We start from the raw sequence: 16,980 nt of genomic DNA on the forward strand, positions 1-16,980 counted from the left end.
TGAGCCGGCGCGGATCGGCTATGCTCGCCGCCGATGACGGACCGGTCGCAGCGCATGGTGTGGGTCGATCTCGAGATGACGGGGCTCGACGAGAGCTCGTGTGCGATCGTGGAGATCGCGACCATCGTCACGGAGCCTGATCTGACCGTGGTCGCCGAGGGGCCGTGCCTCGTCATCCACCAGCCGGAGAGCGTCCTCGCGGGGATGAGCGATTTCGTCCGCGGTCTCCACGAGCGCTCGGGGCTCCTCGAGCGCATCCGCGCGTCCACGCTCTCGGTCGGCGACGCGGAGTCCGAGACGCGCGCGTTCCTCGAGGCGCACTGCGACAAGGGGACGGCCGTGCTGTGCGGCAACTCCGTGTGGAAGGACCGCGCCTTCCTGCAGCGCTACATGCCGGAGCTCCTCTCCTTCCTGCACTACCGCATCGTGGACGTCTCGACGCTCAAGGAGCTCGTGCGCCGCTGGTATCCGCTGCGCGCCGCGCCCAAGAAGCGCGAGATCCACCGCGCGCTCGACGACATCCGCGAGTCGATCGAGGAGCTCCGGTGGTACCGGGCCAACGTGTTCCAGCCGCTCCCGGGGAACGAGCTCCGCTGAGCGATCGCGGTGAGCCGAGGGGAGCCTGAGGGCCGACCGCGTCCTCGGCATCCTCAACCTCGGTCAGCGCCCCGGTCCGCGTCCCCGACCTCAACCTCGGTCGGCGCGCCCTCAACCTCGGTCGGCGCCCCCGGGGTCGGCGCGCCCTCAACCTCGGTCGGCGCCCCCGGGGTCGGCGCGCCCTCAACCTCGGTCGGCGCCTCGCCCCTCAACCTCGGTCGGCGCCCCCGCCCAGCCTCTCGCCCAGCCCGCCGTCCGCCCCAAATCCGGCCGAAAAACCGGCTCTGCTGGCAATCGAACAAAAATTTGTCTGCGATGTGAGAAAATTCGATCGATCGAGGCAATGCATTGAGTAGGCTAGCCATGCGTCCAGGCCTCCGGCACGAGGTCTGCGGCGTAGACACCCCGGCGGCCCCAATCCGCCGGGGTGTCGTTTGCTACCGGGCCTGCGGGATTGCCTTAGAACAGCTGGTCGCCGTACCACCGTTGCCCGGGGCTACCCTTGGCTTCCACGGCGGGAGTCGCGACCAGCGGGAGCGAGGCGGGCTCAGCAGGGCGCGTCACCCCGACCTTCGTCGCCGGCACCTCGACGGCAGGAGCCACCGCCCCGGAGGCGCCGGGATCGCACTGTACCGGGGAGGCTGTCGGCTCATTGTGATGTGAGTCACTCACGTGAGCCGGCGGCCCGGCGGGTGGGGGCGGTATCCCACGTCGGGCGATGTACGAGCTCAACGGCACCGCGACGGCGGCGCTCGTCAGCGCGACGAGCAGCAGCGCTCCACCAGCCAGCAGGACGTTGCTGCGCGAGCGCGGCGCGGCGATCTCGACGACGGGGTGCCGCATGGCCTCCGGCGGGAGGGTCCCGGTGGGCAGCGTGTTGCGGGACGCCGGAGCGGGCACGCTCCGCTCCGTATCCGGCGCCGGCTCCTGCAGCGGCGGGGCGGCCGCTCCTTGCGGGCGCGGCCCCCTCGGCGGCGGAGCGCCCCCCGCGAGCGGCGCCGCGCCCACGAGCAGCGGCCGCACGGCGGCCATGAGCTCGTGGACCGTCTGGAACCGCGCGTCACGGTCCTTCGCGAGCGCCCGGGTCAGCGCCTCGTTCACCTGGGCCGACACCCCCTCGAGCGGCGGCGGCACCTCGTCGAGCGCGCACACATCCAGATCGTCGCGGCCGTCGAACGGGCGCTGCCCCCCAAGGAGGCAATACAGCAGCATCCCGAGCCCGTAGACGTCGGTTCGTTCATCGATCGCGCGAGCGTGCGGATCGTCGAAGAGCTCCGGCGCCCGGTACCGCGCCGCATCCGCCATGGCGTCGTCGGGCGCCCCGAACGGCAGGTGCAGCCCGAACGCCCTCAGGACAGCGGCGCCCTGACCGGTGATCACCACCGTGTGCGGGCCGAGATCCCCGTGCGTGAGCCCCAGCGCGTGCGCGGCGCCGAGCGTCCGCGCGACGTCGACGACGAGCTCGTACGCGACGGAGCGAAGCCGGGGCAGCAGATCTTCCACCGAGGGATCGTCGCTCTGCCGGGCGGCGATCCACCCCGCGTCTCCCTCCATCCCGCCCGCGATCACAGGCACGATGCCGTGCACCCGCGCAGACAGCGAGAGGAGCCTGTCCAGCGCGCCGCGGAACGCATCGGCGTCGATGCCCATGCCCTCCTGGACATAGAGCGTCACCTCGCGGCCATCGGCGTCGAGCGCGCGATACGCCTCCGCCGGAGCGGGAGAGTCGAGGCTCGCGACGATGGTGTACCCTGCGAACTCCTGCCCGAGGATCACCATGGCCCCTCCGCCTCGATCCGCGCGACGGGCACGGAGGATTCAGGCCTCGCGCGCTGGAAGGAGAGGACAGCGCGGCGCGCGTTCTTCAATGCTGGCTGCGGTGTTGGATCAGCCCAAAAGATTCTGCTCACTGCGTCGGACCTCCGGCACGAGGTTCGAGTCCATGACACCCCCGGACACGGCGCGGGGAACATCGGTTGGCGGAGACAGTAACAGAGGTCTCAGGCGCGCGGAAGCCGTCGCCAGCGCGGACCGGCGCCGCGGAGCGCGCGAGGCGGGTCTATCACTTTCCGGAACGACGGCTCGACGGCGGCGTAATACGCCCTGAAAAAGCGCGCTCCGGGCGGGGCGACCTGGGCGGCGCCGCCGGGCGTGCGCGATCCGGATCTTCGCTGGCGAGGGCGAGCATTGCTTGCTTTCTCGGTGAGTCGTCAGGCTCCATGAGCAGAAAGAGGATCGCGCTCTGGAGCGTCTCCTCGGCCTGGTCAAAGCGCTCTGCCACGATGGACGCGACAGGGCTGCGCCCGTCGCCGGGGAGCAGGAGGCGCGGCTCGCACTGGAGCCCCTGGGCGATCAGGCCGAGGGCGCCGAGCCCGAGATCCCGCTCGCCGCGCTCGACCTGCCGCAGGTACGTGGCCGAGAGCTGCGCCCGCTCCGCGAACTCCTGCATGCTGAGCCCACGGAGCAACCGGAGGATGTGGACCGCCTGGCCGACCTCCTTGGGGAGCGTGTCGCGCATGAGCGCGAGCCTAGCAGGCAGAGCTCGCCCGAGCCCCCGAGAAGGCAGGCCGCCCCGCGTGAGGAGCGCGCCCGCTCGCCGGCGCGCCGGACGCGCCGGACGCGCCGCGCGGCGCTACAGGTACCCTTCGGCCTGCAGCGCGAACATGCGGGCATAGCGCTGGCCACGGGCGACGAGCTCGTCGTGGGTGCCCTCCTCGACGATGCGCCCGCCGTCGAGCACGACGATGCGGTCGGCCATGCGCACGGTCGGGAAGCGGTGAGAGATGACGATGGTCGTCCGCCCCTTGGACAGGGACCGGAACCGCTGGAAGACCGCGTGCTCGGCCTCGGCGTCGAGCGCCGCGGTCGGCTCGTCGAGCACGAGGATGTCGGCCTGCTCGCGCATGAAGGCGCGCGCGAGCGCCACCTTCTGCCACTGCCCGCCGCTCAGCTCGACGCCGCCCTTGAACCAGCGCCCGAGCTGCGCGTCGAGGCCCCCGGGCACGACCGTCACGACCTCGTCGGCGCCGCCCTCGGCGACCGCGCGCGCGACGCGCGGCTCGTCCGCGAGGTGCTCGACGCTGCCCAGCCCGACGTTCTCGCGCAGCGTGAGCTGGTATTGGTTGAAGTCCTGAAAGACGACGCCGATCCTCCGGCGGAGCGCGTCGGGCTCCCAGGCGCGGAGATCCTTGCCGTCGAGCAGGATTCGCCCCTCGGTGGGCTCGTACAGCCGCGCGAGCAGCTTGATGAACGTGGTCTTTCCGGCGCCGTTGTGCCCGACGAGCGCCAGGCTCTGACCGCTCGGGATGTGGAGATCGATCCCCCGGAGCGCCCAGCGCGACTGGCCAGGATACCGGTAGCCGACCCCCTCGAACCGCACGCCCCGATCGCGCGCGCCGTCGGCCGAAAGGGGCGCAGGCGCCTCTCCGTTGCCGGCCGGCAGCGCGGGCGGCTCGCCGGTCGGGATGGACAGGTACTGAAAGAGGTTCGACATGTAGAGGTTGTGCTCGTACATGCCGCCGACGCCGGCGAGCACGGCCTGGAACGCCTGCTGGCCTTGCCGGAAGGCGGCGACGTAAAGGACCATCTCGCCGAGCGAGATGCGCCCCGCCGCGGCGCCGGCCGCCATGGCGCCATAGCAGCCGTAGAACGCGGCGGTGCCGAGGAGCGACAGGCCATAGGACCACCCGGCGCGTCGGACCGCGAGCGCGCTGTCCTCCCGGTAGAACGACGCCGCGAGCGCCTTGTACCGCTCGAGGAACGTCGGCCCGAGCCCGAAGAGCTTCACCTCCTTGGCGTGGCCGTCGTTGGCGAGCACGTACTCCAGGTAATTGAGCCGGCGGGCCTCGGGAGAGCGCCAGTTCCGGAGGCGGAACGCCGCGCCGGAGAAGCGCGCCTCGGCGACCGTGGCGGGGACGGCCGCGAGCACGAGCGCGAGCACCGCGAGGGCGCTGAACCCGACGAGCAGCGCGGCGTACCCCGCGAGCGTGATCAGGTTCTGCACGAGGGAGAAGCTCTCGGTCACGACGGCGGCGGGGCGAGACGACGCCTCGCGGCGCGCGCGGGTGAGCTGGTCGTAGAACTCGGGGTCTTCGAAATGGACCAGCGAGAGCGAGAGCGCCTTCTCGAGGATCATCCCGTGGATGTCGATCGAGAGCCGCGCGCCGAGCAGCTGCCGCGTCAGCGAGAGCCCGCGCTGCGCGAGCGCGAGCGCGGCCACGAGGCCGAGCTCGACCGAGACCCACACGAGCGCCGCGCGCTCGTCGCGGGCGACCACCGCGTCCGTGATCGCCTTTCCCACGTAGGCCACCCCGAGCGGCAGCGCCGCCGCGGCGAGCGTGAGCGCGCCGAGGCCGACGCTCGCCGCCTTCGACGAGCGCCAGACGAGCCGGAGCGTCCGTGGTGTGTAGGCAAAGCTGTCCCGCAGGCGGGAGAGGCCGAGCATGGACGGCGGATTCTAACCACGCCGCGGCGCTCCGCCCGCGAAGACCCGCGAGGGCGCGAGGGCTGAGGGACGCGAGCGCGACGCCCCCGGGCGGCCGCGGTCGCGGTCGCGGTCGGGCGGCGGGCGGCGGGCGGCGGGCGGGCGGATGCGGTGGCGGACGCGCGCCCGGCGCGGTATCCCGGGCCTCCGAAAGAAAAGGAGGCTCTTCATGTCGAGCATGTCCACGTTGACCATGGGCTACGGAGCGCTGCTCACAGCGCTCGGCGTCGGCGGATTCGCGGCGACGAGCGCGCGGACGGCGCTCATCCCGGCCGGCTTCGGGGTCGTCGCGATCGGGCTCGGCCTGCTCGCGCGCCACGAGAGGTACCGCATGCACGCCATGCACGCGTCGGCCATGGTCGGCGTCCTCGGCTTCCTCGGCTCCGCCCGCGGCCTGACCCAGCTGCCGACGCTGCTCTCCGGCGGCGACGTGGCGCGCCCCCCGGCCGTCATCGCCCAGTCCGTGATGGCCGTCCTCTCGGCGGGCTACGTCGCCCTCTGCGTGCGATCCTTCATCACGGCGCGCCGCGCCGCCGCCCGCACCTGAGCGCGGCGCGCGCCGCCTCGCGCACCGAGCGCGCCGCCCCGTCAACGAGCCCGGCGCCTTCACGGCCCCTTCTCCCCATCGCCGTCCAGCCGGCGCGCTCGGTGCGGTCCTGTCGGGCGCGAGATCCATCGAGCGGCGCGCTCCTGCCGATCCGTAGAGAACGGCCGCTGCGGCCCCTCTCGCGTGGCGCGTGGTGGATGAGCCCCCTCCCCCCTCTGCTCACCCGCCTTACTCTGCACGTCCCATCTCTGCGTGTCCGATCTCCGGGCGTCGGATCAGGGCGCTCGCGCGCCGAGGGCCTCTTCATGTCGATTATTTGACAATCCGGACCACCAGTCCGGAATGCTATAAATCCGCGCGCAAAAAGCCAGATCGGTGCCCTCGATGCCCGTGCATGATGTACTGTCATCGTCACCAGGCCATCAACTACGAGAAGAGCGAGCACCATGCTTCGACGCGTCATTGCATTGGGGCTGACGGCGCCTTTTTTCCTTTCCTGCGAGGGGAGTGGTGGTGTCATCCAGATCTGGAATTGCGAGGAGTGCCTCAAGGGCTGGACCTGCACGGCGGACGCCTGCATCCCCCCGCACTGCAGCAATGACGTCACGGATGAGGACGAGGGAGAGACCGACCGCGACTGCGGCGGCTCGTGCAAGCCTTGCGGCTTCGGCGCCTCGTGCGAGACGGGCATCGACTGCAAGGAGGGCGTGTGTCGCCAGGGGGTTTGCCAGGCTCCGACCTGCGTCGACGGCGTGGCGAACGGCTTCGAGACCGGCGTCGACTGCGGCACGCGCTCGTGCCCGCTCTGCCCCGCGGGCGAGGCGTGCCTCACCGGCGAGAACTGCGGGTCCGGCGTGTGCAGGGAGCGTGTCTGCCAGCCGCCCTCGTGCGACGACGGGGTCCTGAATGGAAGCGAGCTCGCCGTGGATTGCGGGGGGGACTGCCGGACGTGCCGGTAACCCGGAGCGCCCGGCGAGGCGACCCGGCCTCGCGACCGCACGCCGACGAGGCGTCGGCGCGGGGAGGAGCGCCCCTCGCCTCAGAGGAAGTTGACCGCGGGCACCGTCTCCACGCTGACCGTGCCGCCGGTCGCGATCCAGCGGAAGCCATCGATGAGCGCGGTCGAGTCGAAGCGATCGTCGCCGGTGTCGAACAGGATGAACCGGAGCGAGATCTCCTCGCCGCCACGCACCGGCGCGCGGGTCTTGAGCCACCGGGTGCCGCCGTCGCGGCGCGGGCTGAACCCCGTCCCCACGAGCTCGTCCGAGCCGAGCGGACATCCGTCGCAGACATCGAAGAACGCGATATTGACGCTGACCGGCCTCCCCTCCCCGTCGAACGAGAGATTGCCGTTGTACGACCCGGGAGGCGCGGGCGTCGCCAGCGCGACGAATTGATCGTTGAAGTCCTCGCAGACCCACTCCGGGTATTCGAACGTATAGAACTTGAAGAGGAACTCGTAGCCGGTCGCGTTCGTCGGCGCGCGAAGGACGACCTCGAGGCCGACGTCGTCGTTGATGAAGCTGGACGGAGGACAGGAAGGGTTGTCCTGAGGGAACCCGGGCGGCGCGGTGCCGGGACCATAACTCGAGCAGCTCCCGGACCAGCAGGCGTCGGGGTGGCCAGGCAGGCGCGCGCTCCCCGTCGAGAGCGCGAGCAGGCGCGCGCCGCCCTGCACGTGCACGTTGGGGCCGAACCCATCGAAGAGGCCCACCGCGGGCGACCGCTCTGCAGACGAGCCGTCCCCGCGGACATACCTCGCGGAGAGCACGCCCCACCGCCTGTCCTCGCGGGACGCCACGGCGCACAGGTCGATCGCCTTGGCCCCGTTCGCCGGATCGAAGTCCTCCAGCGAGAGGCCCTCGTCGCACGGCGGCGGCACATCGTCGATCACCCCGTTGCAATCCTCGTCCGCCGGCGCGGGGATCTGGCCGCTCGCGTCAGGCTCGGTGACCTCGACCTCGATCGCGCCTGGATTCACATTTCCATCAACATCGTTGCAGTCGCCCTCCGCGGGCGTGAACCCGTCTCCGTCGCCGTCCACGTTGGGATCGGTGATGGGGATTGCGTCACCGGGGCCGAGCCCTGGCTCGCCCGGCTCATCGCGCCCGCCGGGGCCGTCCTCGCCGATGGTTTCCGAGGGCTCCTCGCGCCCGTCTCCCCCACCCCCCGGCGCGGACGCGCCGCCCACCGCGGAGCACCCGAATGCGACGGCGAGCACCGCCATCACGGCCATGCCGGCGCAGGGGAGAGCCAACCGTTGTTCGATCATGCTGCATTTTGCCAGAGAGAACGGACCGACGTCGCGCGCAACCTCGAGCGGGCGAGCGCAACCTCGGTTCGAATGCGCGGGCAGGCGCGCGCAGCTCAGGCAGATGCGCATCCTCGGGCGGATGCGCGATCGCCGGACGCGGGCAGGGTCGGGCGCCGCTTCCGGACGCGCTACATCCGCTCCGGCGCCTCGATCCCGAGCAGGCCGAGGCCCTTCGCCAGCACCTCCGCCGTCAGATCGCAGAGCGCGAGGCGCGAGCGGCGCACGTCGTCGCTCTCGGCCTTGAGCACCGGGCAGCGCTCGTAGAACGTGGTGAACGTATCGGCGAGCCCGTAGAGGTAGCCGCACAGCTGGTGCGGCTGGAGCGTCTGGGCCACGTCCTCGACCACCGCCCCGAACCGGAGCAGCTCCAGCGCGAGCGCCCGCTCGGCCGGCTCGCCCAGGAGAATCCCGTCGCCGGCCGGCGCCTTCACCCCGGCCTTGCGGAAGATCGAGCGGACGCGGGCGTGCGCGTACATGAGGTACGGCGCGGTGTTCCCCTTGAGCGCCAGCATGCGATCCCAGTCGAACACGTAGTCCATGACGCGATCGCTCGACAGATCGGCGTACTTCACCGCGCCGACCCCGACCGCCCGCGCCACCGCGCCGGCGGCCTCGGCGTCGAGCTCCGGGTTCTTCTCCCGCACCACCTTCGCCGCGCGCTCCACCGCCTCGTCGATCAGGTCCGAGAGCTTGACCGTGTCGCCGCTGCGCGTCTTGAACATCTTCTTGTCGGCGCCGAGCACCGAGCCGAACGCGACGTGCTCGGCCCGGGCCGGCGGCGCGAGCCAGCCCGCCTCGCGCGCGGTCGCGAAGACCATCGCGAAGTGCTGGCTCTGCGGCGCGCCGACGACGTAGACGATCCGGCGCGCGCCGACCGTCGTGAGGCGGTGGCGGATCGCCGCGAGATCCGTCGTGGCGTAGCCGTAGCCGCCGTCCTGCTTGCGCACGATGAGCGGCAGCGGCTCGCCGCCCTTGCCGGTGAAGCCGGCCGGGAAGACGCAGAGGGCGCCCTCGCTCTCGCGCGCCAGCCCCTTCTGGCCGAGCTCCTCGACGACGTCGGGCAGCATCGGGTTGTAGAAGCTCTCGCCGGCGAAATCCGCGTCGGTCAAGGTCACGCCGAGGCGGCGGTAGACCGACTCGAAGTAGCGCTTCGACTCGCGCACGAGCTGCCGCCACAGCGCGAGCGTCTGCTCGTCGCCGCCCTGGAGCCGCACGACCCGCCGGCGAGAGCGCTCGGCGAACGCCGCGTCACCGTCGAACTTGGCGCGCGCCTGCCGGTAGAACGCGTTGAGATCGCCGACCGAGAGCTCCTGCGAGGCCGCGGCCTCGCCGAGATCGAGCATGTGCTCGATCAGCATGCCGAACGGCGTGCCCCAGTCGCCGAGGTGGTTCTGGCGGATCACGCGGTGGCCGAGCGCGTCGAGGACCCGCGCGATGGCGTCGCCGATGATCGTGCTGCGGAGGTGGCCGACGTGCATCTCCTTCGCGGCGTTGGGGCCCGAGTAGTCGACGATCACCGTCTCGGGCTCGGCCGCGGGCGCGATCCCGAGCCGCCCGCCGCCCGCCGTCTCGGCGAGCTCGCGCGTGAGGTACGCGTCCTCGAGCGTCAGGTTCACGAACCCGGGGCCCGCGATCTCGACCTTCCGGCAGATCCCGTCGAGCTCCAGGGCCGCCACGATCGCCGCCGCGACCTCGCGCGGCGGCCTGCCGAGGCGCTTGCCGAGCGCCATGGCGGCGTTCGCCTGGTAGTCGGCGTGGGTGGAGCGGCGCAGGGAAGGATCAACCGCGGCGTGCTCGGCGCCGAACGCGGCGGTGATCGCCGCCTGGAGTGCGCGGGCGAGGGCGTGGACGGGATCGGCCATGGCGCATCCTTTGGCCCGGGCGCCCGGCCAATTCAATAGGCAAGCCGGAGCGGCCCCGCCACATCAGCGCACCTTTGACAAAAATCGGGGTAGGCCGGACAGTTCACGCCTCACGTGAGCGCTCCCCTGCCCCCTGCCCCCGGCGATCCGCCGCCCGCCGCGAGCAACGCGCTCGCGGAGAGCGCGGCGGCCCAGCTGGTCGGGACGGTCCTCTCGGACCGATACCGGATCGTGGAGCTCGTGGCGACGGGCGGGATGGGCGCGGTCTACAAGGCCGAGCACCTGCTCCTGCGCAAGTGGCTGGCCGTGAAGCTCCTCCTGCCCGCGGCGAAGGGCTCCCCGGAGCTCACGGCGCGCTTCGAGCGCGAGGCGATCGCGGGCGCGCACATCCAGCACCCGAACATCGCCTCGGCGACCGACTTCGGCACCCTCCCCGACGGCTCCCGGTTCCTCGTCTTGGAGCACGTCCGCGGCACGACGCTCGATCGCATCATCAAGAAGGGCCCGTTGCCCGCCCCGCGCGCCGCGGAGATCGCGCGGCAGATCGCGGCGGCGCTCGCCGCGGCGCACGAGCGCGGCGTCATCCACCGCGATCTGAAGCCGCGCAACGTCATGGTCGAGGACGGCACCGACGCCGTGAAGCTCATCGATTTCGGCCTGGCGAAGGTGCCGATCGAGCGCCTCTCCACGACGGACGCGCACAGCAGCGAGGCGCGGCCCGACGCCGGCCGGATCACGCTGAGCGGCATGGTCTTCGGCACGCTCGCGTACATGGCGCCCGAGGCGGCGCAGGGCATGGATCACGTCGATGAGCGCTCCGATCTCTACGCGCTCGGGCTCATCCTCTACGAGATGCTCGCCGGCAAGCACCCCTTCGACGCGATCCTGCCCGTCGAGATCTTCCGCGAGCAGCTCCACACGGCGCCGCCGCCGCTCCGTCTGCGCGCCCCGGGCACGGCGGCGCCGCGCGAGCTCGAGGCGCTCGTGATGCGCATCCTGCGCAAGGACCCGGCGGAGCGCCCCGCGAACGCCCGCGCGCTGCTCGCGGCGCTCGACGCGGCCGTGCCGAGGTCCGAGGCGCTCGGCCTCCTCCCCTGGAAGGAGCCGCTCTCGAGCGGGGCGTGGCGGCTCAGCGACCCGCTGCGCGCGATCCCGCACGCCATGCCGCCCGAGCTGCCGGCAGGGCAAGACCGCGCGGGCGCGGCCGGCGGCGCCGCGGCCAGGGGCGGCGCGGCTGGCGGGGCCGCGGCCGGCAGCGCCGAGGCCGACGCGTCCGGCCTGCAGCTCGGGGCCGCCGGGGCTGACGGCGAGGCGCCCGGGAAGGCAGCGCGCGGGGCGGCAGGAGGCCGGCCACGAGCGAGGAGGCGCGCGTGGGGCTGGATGCTCGGGGTGGCCGCCGTGGCCGCGATGGGCGCGGCGGGCGCGCTGCTCCTCGGCCGGCTGCCCGCGGGCGCAGGCTGGCTGCGCGCGGGCGCCCCGGCGGCCGCCGGTCCGGAGCTCCAGCCGGCGCCCGCGGCGGCGCAGACGGCCCCCGCCGGGGCGCCGGCCGCCCAGGCGCAGGGTGCCCTCGGCGCCCCTCTGCAAGCCCCCTCCGCGGCGCCCGTCGCGAGCGCCTCGGCCCCCGGGTCGGCCGACGTCGCGGCGGCGCTGGACGCGGGCGCGGCGGACGTGGGCGCGCCGGACGCGGGCGCGGCGCTCGGTGGCCCGGAGCCGATCGAGGGCGCGGGCCTCCCGGCCGAGCGCGAGCGCCTCGTGGCGGCGGTCCGGGCGAAGCGGTGGGGCGACGCGGAGAGCGCGCTGCTCACGCTGCTCGAGAAGGATCGCGCCGCTTTCGAGCAACGCGACGTGATGACGGCCGCGGCTGCCGTCGCCGTGAAGAGCTCGTACCGGACCGGCGGCCGCGCGGACGCGATCTTCGACGCGCTGGAGAGCCGCCTGGGCCCGGAGGGCCTCGACATCGCCTACGAGATCTGGAGCGGCTACGGCGGCACGCAGGGCGGAAAGCGCGCGGCGGCGCTGCTCCGCCGCCCCGAGGTGCTGAAGCGCGCGAGCGTCCCGCTGCGCATCGCCGTGGCGCTGCGCGAGGCCCCCTGCCGGCGCAAGGAGGCGCTCTTCGAGCGCGCGGCGCTCGAGGGGGACGCGCGCGCGCTCGTGTTCCTGGAGATGCTCCGCTCGTCGCAGTGCCAGCCGCGCATCGGGCAGTGCTGCTTCCACCACCACGAGGGGCTCGAGCGCGCGGTGCGCGCCCTGCGGGACCGGCTGCGCTACTGAGCCGACCGCGCCCGCGTGGCGCGGGCTCCCGGCGCGACGCGGCCCCGAGGGCCGCTGAGATGGGCTAGGCTCGCGCCCCCGGGTTCCACGGCGCCCAGCACGCCAGAGCACGGCGGCGGGGCGACCGGCGGCGCGCGGACGACAAGGACGAAGGATCAGGAATGAGCGACAAGACGAATGAGGAGATCTACAGGGCGTATCTGCTGGCGTACGCGTGCAGCGGCGACGCCTCGAAGGTCGCGGTGCTCCAGGACGCGCGCCCGCTGACGGCGGTGGTCGCCGCCGCGCTCGCCCTGGCCGAGCGCGACCGCCAGGCGAGCGAGCCGCCGGACACGTGGGATTCCCTGAGCGAGCGCCTGCAGGCTATGTTCGATGAGTTCGATCCGCACGGGTACGACCTGGCGAGCGGAGGCGACGAGTCGCTCGAAGAGGACGACGAAGACGACGAGGACGAAGACGGCGACGAGCCGATCGCCTCCTGAGCCGCCCGGGGGATCCCCCTCGGCGCACTCCGCGCCGCTCACGGACAAGGCCACTCGCCCGGCGCTTGCGGGCGAGTGGCCACGCGGCGGTCTCTCTCGACCGGCTGGCTCACCATCGCCGTCGAGGAGGCCCCGTGGCGCAGGACCGCGGCATTCACTGGAGGTCGCATTCCGACATGCCCGGGCAACAGTAGCGGACGCCGCCGAACGCCTCGCTCTGAAAACACACGTACGCGCCCTGGCTAGGATAGTAGTACGTCCAGAAGAAGCACATCTCATCGCTCGCGCTTCCGCCATAGGCGACCAGACGATCCGAGGGGTTGTTCCACGTACAGGTAAGGTTGAACCCGCCGCCCGGATCGAGCTGGAACGGCGGGTCGTGATAGACCGTGGCCGGCTCGCTCCATGACCAGCGCTCGACGTCATAGACCGGCGTCTCCGGACCATCCGGCCCCGGTGAGGCGGTGACGAGCACGTTCGTGCCCAACCGGTGCGTGTGGCCCGTGACCCCGAAGAACTTCACGTCCCCGAGCCCGTCGGGTGGGCTGATGAACACGGGCCCGAGCGTCGCCGTGGAGCGAGGCTCGATGTAGACGTCCAGGTTGCCGAAGTAGAGAAAATCGGCTTCGTGCTCGAAGCTGTCGTCGTCCATGGCGACCAGCGTCGTGGTGGCAGACACATCGATCGGCTCGGGCGTTGCGTTGAGGTAATGCATCTCGAGCCGGATCATCTGACGTGGCTGGATGGTGATGCCGACGCTGCCGGGGAATTCGAGCGTCTCCTCCCGCTTCTGCGCGATCATGAGGGGCGCCCCCTTCGAGGGATCTCCGATGTCGGTGAACGGCGAGCAATCGAAGGGCTCTGGCCGCTCCTCCACGTCGTTCGCTCGGTACACCACGAGGTGGTGGCTTCCAGCCGGGAGCTCGTTGCGTATCCGGCCGATCTTCTTGGCCTCGGCGTTATCGAGCGCTTTGATCACACATTGCGTGCTTTCGACCCCGGGCTGGACCGTGATCGGGCCGAAGGCGACCGAGTAGCTCTCGGGCCCCGTCCCCGCGCCCGCGCCCGCGCCGCTGCCCGCCCCCTCTCCCCCGGCGCCCACGCTCGTGTCCTTGTGCCCATCGCCGCCGCACGCGGCGACCGCCCATATCAACCCCAAAGGGGCAAAGAGGTAGACTTTACCACGCCGCACCATCATGTCTCCTCGACAACCGCTGCCATTCGACACGAAGACGGCAGCAACCTGCGCACAGACGAAGAACCGCCATCGCTCGGCGCACTCCGCGTTCCATCGAGCGCACAAAGCGCCCCCGACGAATCGGCGGCAGCGCGCCGGCGCAGAGGGCCCAGCGCCGGCGCGCTTCACGCGCACACCATCCATACGGAGATGCGACTCAATTTTCACTATGGACGTTTAGATCCGAGACGACAAAGCTCGAGCTCATCACCGCCCCGTCCACACGCCACAACCAACACCACAAGGGTCAATTCACGCCTTCGCGCGACTCGACAGACACACGCTTATAATCATAGTAGCAGGTGTCGGTGCAGCTCTCCGCGTAAGCAGCCGCCGCAATACGGTATTTCGTTCCGGAGCCGAAACTGATCGAAGAAGAACCAGTATCGAGCACGGCGTTACACGAAACACCGGCCCAAGATCCATGGGCATGAACTGTCCCCTCGTTGGTCCATGACCCACCGGAATACGTGTACCCCGTGAAGACGAGGCGCATCCGCTCACACGCCGACTGCGTCGTTATCTCATCATTCCACTTCACGTAAAGATCATCATGCTGAGTGAATTCGACCACAAACCTCGCACAAATAGGCGCACTGTACGTATCGCCAGCCGACTGAGCCGTCCACTCTAGCGTCGTCTTGGTCGCGTCGGCAGTGATGGTCGACCAGCCGCAGCTGAACACCTCGTCTGCAGCGTCGCCTACGAGCTCAGCAGATGCCGGGTCGCTTCCGTCGCTCCCATCGACGCTGCCACATGCGACGATCGTCGAAGCCGCCGCGGCGCAGAGAATGAACATTGCAGCGAAACGCTTACCGATAACCTTCATAATACCACTCCATCCTTATTCGCATTGCCATCGAGGACCTGGACCGACGAACAGTCAACCACCCATGCAACAGGACGGTCACCGGCAACGCAGCGAAGAGCGTGAACGCGTCTGTCGGCGCAAAGGTCGCAGGGAGTGCTCCCTCCGCCCAGAGCCTCTTTCGACGCCTGCCCCAAGCAACGCGTATGCCAGCGGGGCAACTGGGTCGCACTGGCCGCCTCGATGGCCTCGTCAGGGCTGGCAGCAGCACAAATCAGCGGCAAATCCTGCCGAGGTAAGCTCGTCGGACGCAGAAGAAGGGGCGCTCCTCCCATCGTTCCGATGAGTGAGCTGAGGTTGTCACACTGCAACGGTGACATGTCACGCTGCAACGGTGACATGTCACGCTGCCGCTGGAAGCGTGGAAGAGCGAGGGGCGCCGCCCGCTTCGTCTCGACCTCGTTCAGCGCTGCCTGGCTGGAGAGCTCCGCCGCGGACCGCGCCGCGGCGGACGCGCTCGATCAGAGGCAGAGCCCGATCACGAGGAGGAGGTGCCCGGGTCCCTCACGTGGAAAGCGCGCTGTTCAGGAAGAGCAGGCTCTCGCGGAGCGCAGGCGCGTCTCGCAGGGCACCAGGGCAGCGTGCGCCGCGCGCCCCTCACGCGCCGAGCGTCGCGCCGTTCGAGGCGATGACGCCGCGATACCAGTGCGCCGAGTCCTTGAGCACACGCCTGCCCGTCGGGTAGTCGACGAAGACGAGGCCGAAGCGGTGCTTGTAGCCGTGAGCCCACTCGAAGTTATCCATGATGGACCAGTGGAAGTAGCCGTTCACGACCGCGCCCTCGGCCATCGCCCGGCGGAGCTCGATCAGGTGGCGCGCCATGAAATCGATGCGCTGGGGATCGTGCACCTTCCCGTCGAGCGAGATCCAGTCCCGGGTCGACAGGCCGTTCTCGGTGATCACGATGGGCCGCTTGTACCGCTCGTAGAAGAACCTGGGCCCCCAGTAGAGGCACTCGGGGGTGACCGACCACTCGAACGCGGTGATCGGGTGTCCCACCGGGTGGGGCACCACCTCGGCTGCGCCGTTCGCCCCGGCGCGCACCGGGACTCCCCAGTAGACGTTCACGCCGCAGAAATCGACCGGCTGCGCGATGATCTCCATGTCGCCGCTCCGGACCTCGGGCAGCTCGTTCGCGAACAGGCGGAGCCCGTCCTCGGGGTACCTGCCGAAGAACACGGGATCCATCCACCACGTGTTGGTCCACGTGGTCCGCGCGTTCACCGACCACGTGGCCGCGCGCGCCGCCTCCAGATCCTCCGGCGACGAGGTCGCGGGGTATTTGACCTGCGCGACGGGCGCATAATAGACGTTGCTCCGCCCGGGGCTCGACGCGCGGATGGCCTGCACCGACTTGCCGTGCGCGAGCAAGACGTGGTGGCAGACGCGGAGGACCTCGGCGAAGCGCAGCCGGTCGCCGGGCGCGTGGCGCCCCTCGTAGTGGCCGGCGCCGGCGAACACCTGAGGCTCGTTGAGCGTCATCCAGTCCTTCACCCGATCGCCGAGCTTCCTGACCACGACGCTCGTGTACTCGGCGAACCAGTCGGCGCTGTCGCGGTTCAGCCACCCGCCCTTGTGGTAGAGCGCGAGAGGAAAGTCCCAGTGGAACAGCGTGATGTGGGGCTCGACGCCCGCCTCGAGCAGCGCGTCCACGAGGCGATCGTAGAACGCGAGCCCGCGCTCGTTGACGGCGCCCGTGCCCTCCGGGAGGACGCGCGGCCACGAGGTGCTGAGTCGATAGGCGCGGAGGCCGATGTCGCGCATGAGGGCGACGTCCTCCTGGTACCGGTGGTAGTGGTCGCACGCGACGTCGCCCGTCTGGCCGTTCCACACGGCGTCCGGCTTCCTGCAGAACATGTCCCACACGGACGGCCCCTTGCCGTCCTCGTGCGCGGCGCCCTCGATCTGGTACGACGCCGCGGCGGCGCCCCACAGGAACCCTTCCGGAAAGCCCTTCTCGCTCTGCTGTCGCGTCATGGTGGCCGCCACCATATCAAAGGCGGCCGCGTTTCGGCGCCGCGGCGCACCGCGGCGTCAGCCAGCGTCGCGCGCCTCGTAGCCGGCCTCGCGCACGGCCGCGAGGAGGGCCTCCGCCGTCGCGCTCCCCTCGACGACCGCCTCTCCGCGCTCGAGGCTCACCTCGCTCACCCGCGTCACGCCAGGGACCTTCGCGAGCGCCTTCGAGACCGCCTGGACGCAGTGGCCGCAGGTCATCCCTTCGATAGCGATTCTACGCATCTCCCCCCTATGCCCGCTCGATGCAGCAGCGTCAACGAGGGCACGTCGGTTGCGCCGGTTGCGCCGGTTGCGCCGGTTGCG

The 16,980-nt window shown here is 71.1% G+C and carries 14 protein-coding genes; 5 read left to right on the forward strand and 9 right to left on the reverse strand.

Translation table 11 applies throughout. The annotated features are described in order from the left end of the window. The first annotated feature begins 33 nt into the window (after positions 1-33). Positions 34-597 (forward strand): oligoribonuclease, encoded by a 564-nt coding sequence (gene orn / locus WMF22_RS41875; protein WP_437295518.1) that lies wholly within the window; start codon positions 34-36, stop codon positions 595-597. A gap of 459 nt (positions 598-1,056) precedes the next feature. Here the strand turns inward: orn and WMF22_RS41880 are convergent, their stop codons facing one another. The 3 genes from WMF22_RS41880 to WMF22_RS41890 form a co-directional block, all read right to left on the reverse strand. Beyond that, complete coding sequence (locus tag WMF22_RS41880; protein WP_438033368.1) at positions 1,057-2,376, reverse strand: serine/threonine protein kinase; 1,320 nt, start codon at positions 2,374-2,376, stop codon at positions 1,057-1,059. Positions 2,377-2,659: 283 nt separating this feature from the next. Beyond that, positions 2,660-3,115, reverse strand: a complete 456-nt coding sequence (locus WMF22_RS41885) for a helix-turn-helix domain-containing protein (RefSeq protein WP_437295520.1) — start codon at positions 3,113-3,115, stop codon at positions 2,660-2,662. A 114-nt stretch (positions 3,116-3,229) separates the two neighbouring features. Continuing rightward, the gene (locus WMF22_RS41890) at positions 3,230-5,041 is read right to left on the reverse strand and encodes an ABC transporter ATP-binding protein (protein WP_438033369.1); all 1,812 of its coding nucleotides are present in this window, start codon (positions 5,039-5,041) and stop codon (positions 3,230-3,232) included. Between the two features lie 208 nt (positions 5,042-5,249). Between WMF22_RS41890 and WMF22_RS41895 the strand changes: the two genes are divergently transcribed. After that, positions 5,250-5,627: a hypothetical protein gene (locus WMF22_RS41895; protein WP_438033370.1), complete on the forward strand. Its 378-nt coding sequence runs from the start codon at positions 5,250-5,252 to the stop codon at positions 5,625-5,627. Between the two features lie 446 nt (positions 5,628-6,073). Beyond that, positions 6,074-6,586, forward strand: coding sequence for a hypothetical protein (locus WMF22_RS41900; RefSeq protein WP_438033371.1), 513 nt, complete (start codon positions 6,074-6,076; stop codon positions 6,584-6,586). An 80-nt stretch (positions 6,587-6,666) separates the two neighbouring features. Here WMF22_RS41900 and WMF22_RS41905 read toward each other — a convergent pair whose 3' ends face one another. Together WMF22_RS41905 and argS are read right to left on the reverse strand one after the other, a co-directional pair. Continuing rightward, a complete protein-coding gene (locus WMF22_RS41905; RefSeq protein ID WP_438033372.1) occupies positions 6,667-7,899 on the reverse strand; it encodes a choice-of-anchor L domain-containing protein in 1,233 nt (410 codons plus the stop codon). 170 nt (positions 7,900-8,069) lie between these two features. Continuing rightward, positions 8,070-9,803: an arginine--tRNA ligase gene (argS, locus tag WMF22_RS41910; protein WP_438033373.1), complete on the reverse strand. Its 1,734-nt coding sequence runs from the start codon at positions 9,801-9,803 to the stop codon at positions 8,070-8,072. A gap of 114 nt (positions 9,804-9,917) precedes the next feature. Between argS and WMF22_RS41915 the strand changes: the two genes are divergently transcribed. Next, on the forward strand, positions 9,918-12,074 hold the full coding sequence (locus WMF22_RS41915) for a protein kinase domain-containing protein (RefSeq protein WP_438033374.1): 2,157 nt from the start codon (positions 9,918-9,920) through the stop codon (positions 12,072-12,074). Between the two features lie 161 nt (positions 12,075-12,235). Then, complete coding sequence (locus WMF22_RS41920) at positions 12,236-12,556, forward strand: hypothetical protein (RefSeq protein ID WP_437295525.1); 321 nt, start codon at positions 12,236-12,238, stop codon at positions 12,554-12,556. Between the two features lie 154 nt (positions 12,557-12,710). Here the strand turns inward: WMF22_RS41920 and WMF22_RS41925 are convergent, their stop codons facing one another. The 4 genes from WMF22_RS41925 to WMF22_RS41940 form a co-directional block, all read right to left on the reverse strand. Beyond that, positions 12,711-13,754 carry a hypothetical protein gene (locus WMF22_RS41925; RefSeq protein WP_437295526.1) on the reverse strand — a complete coding sequence of 348 codons (1,044 nt, stop codon included), beginning with the start codon at positions 13,752-13,754 and terminating at the stop codon, positions 12,711-12,713. Between the two features lie 286 nt (positions 13,755-14,040). Further along, on the reverse strand, positions 14,041-14,622 hold the full coding sequence (locus WMF22_RS41930) for a hypothetical protein (protein ID WP_437295527.1): 582 nt from the start codon (positions 14,620-14,622) through the stop codon (positions 14,041-14,043). Positions 14,623-15,258: 636 nt separating this feature from the next. Then, on the reverse strand, positions 15,259-16,638 hold the full coding sequence (locus WMF22_RS41935) for a GH1 family beta-glucosidase (RefSeq protein WP_437295528.1): 1,380 nt from the start codon (positions 16,636-16,638) through the stop codon (positions 15,259-15,261). 57 nt (positions 16,639-16,695) lie between these two features. Continuing rightward, on the reverse strand, positions 16,696-16,899 hold the full coding sequence (locus WMF22_RS41940) for a CopZ family metallochaperone (protein WP_437295529.1): 204 nt from the start codon (positions 16,897-16,899) through the stop codon (positions 16,696-16,698). Positions 16,900-16,980: the final 81 nt, after the last annotated feature.

Origin of the sequence: Sorangium sp. So ce204 (genome assembly GCF_051526795.1) — a bacterium.
GTDB lineage: Bacteria > Myxococcota_A > Polyangia > Polyangiales > Polyangiaceae > Sorangium > Sorangium cellulosum_B.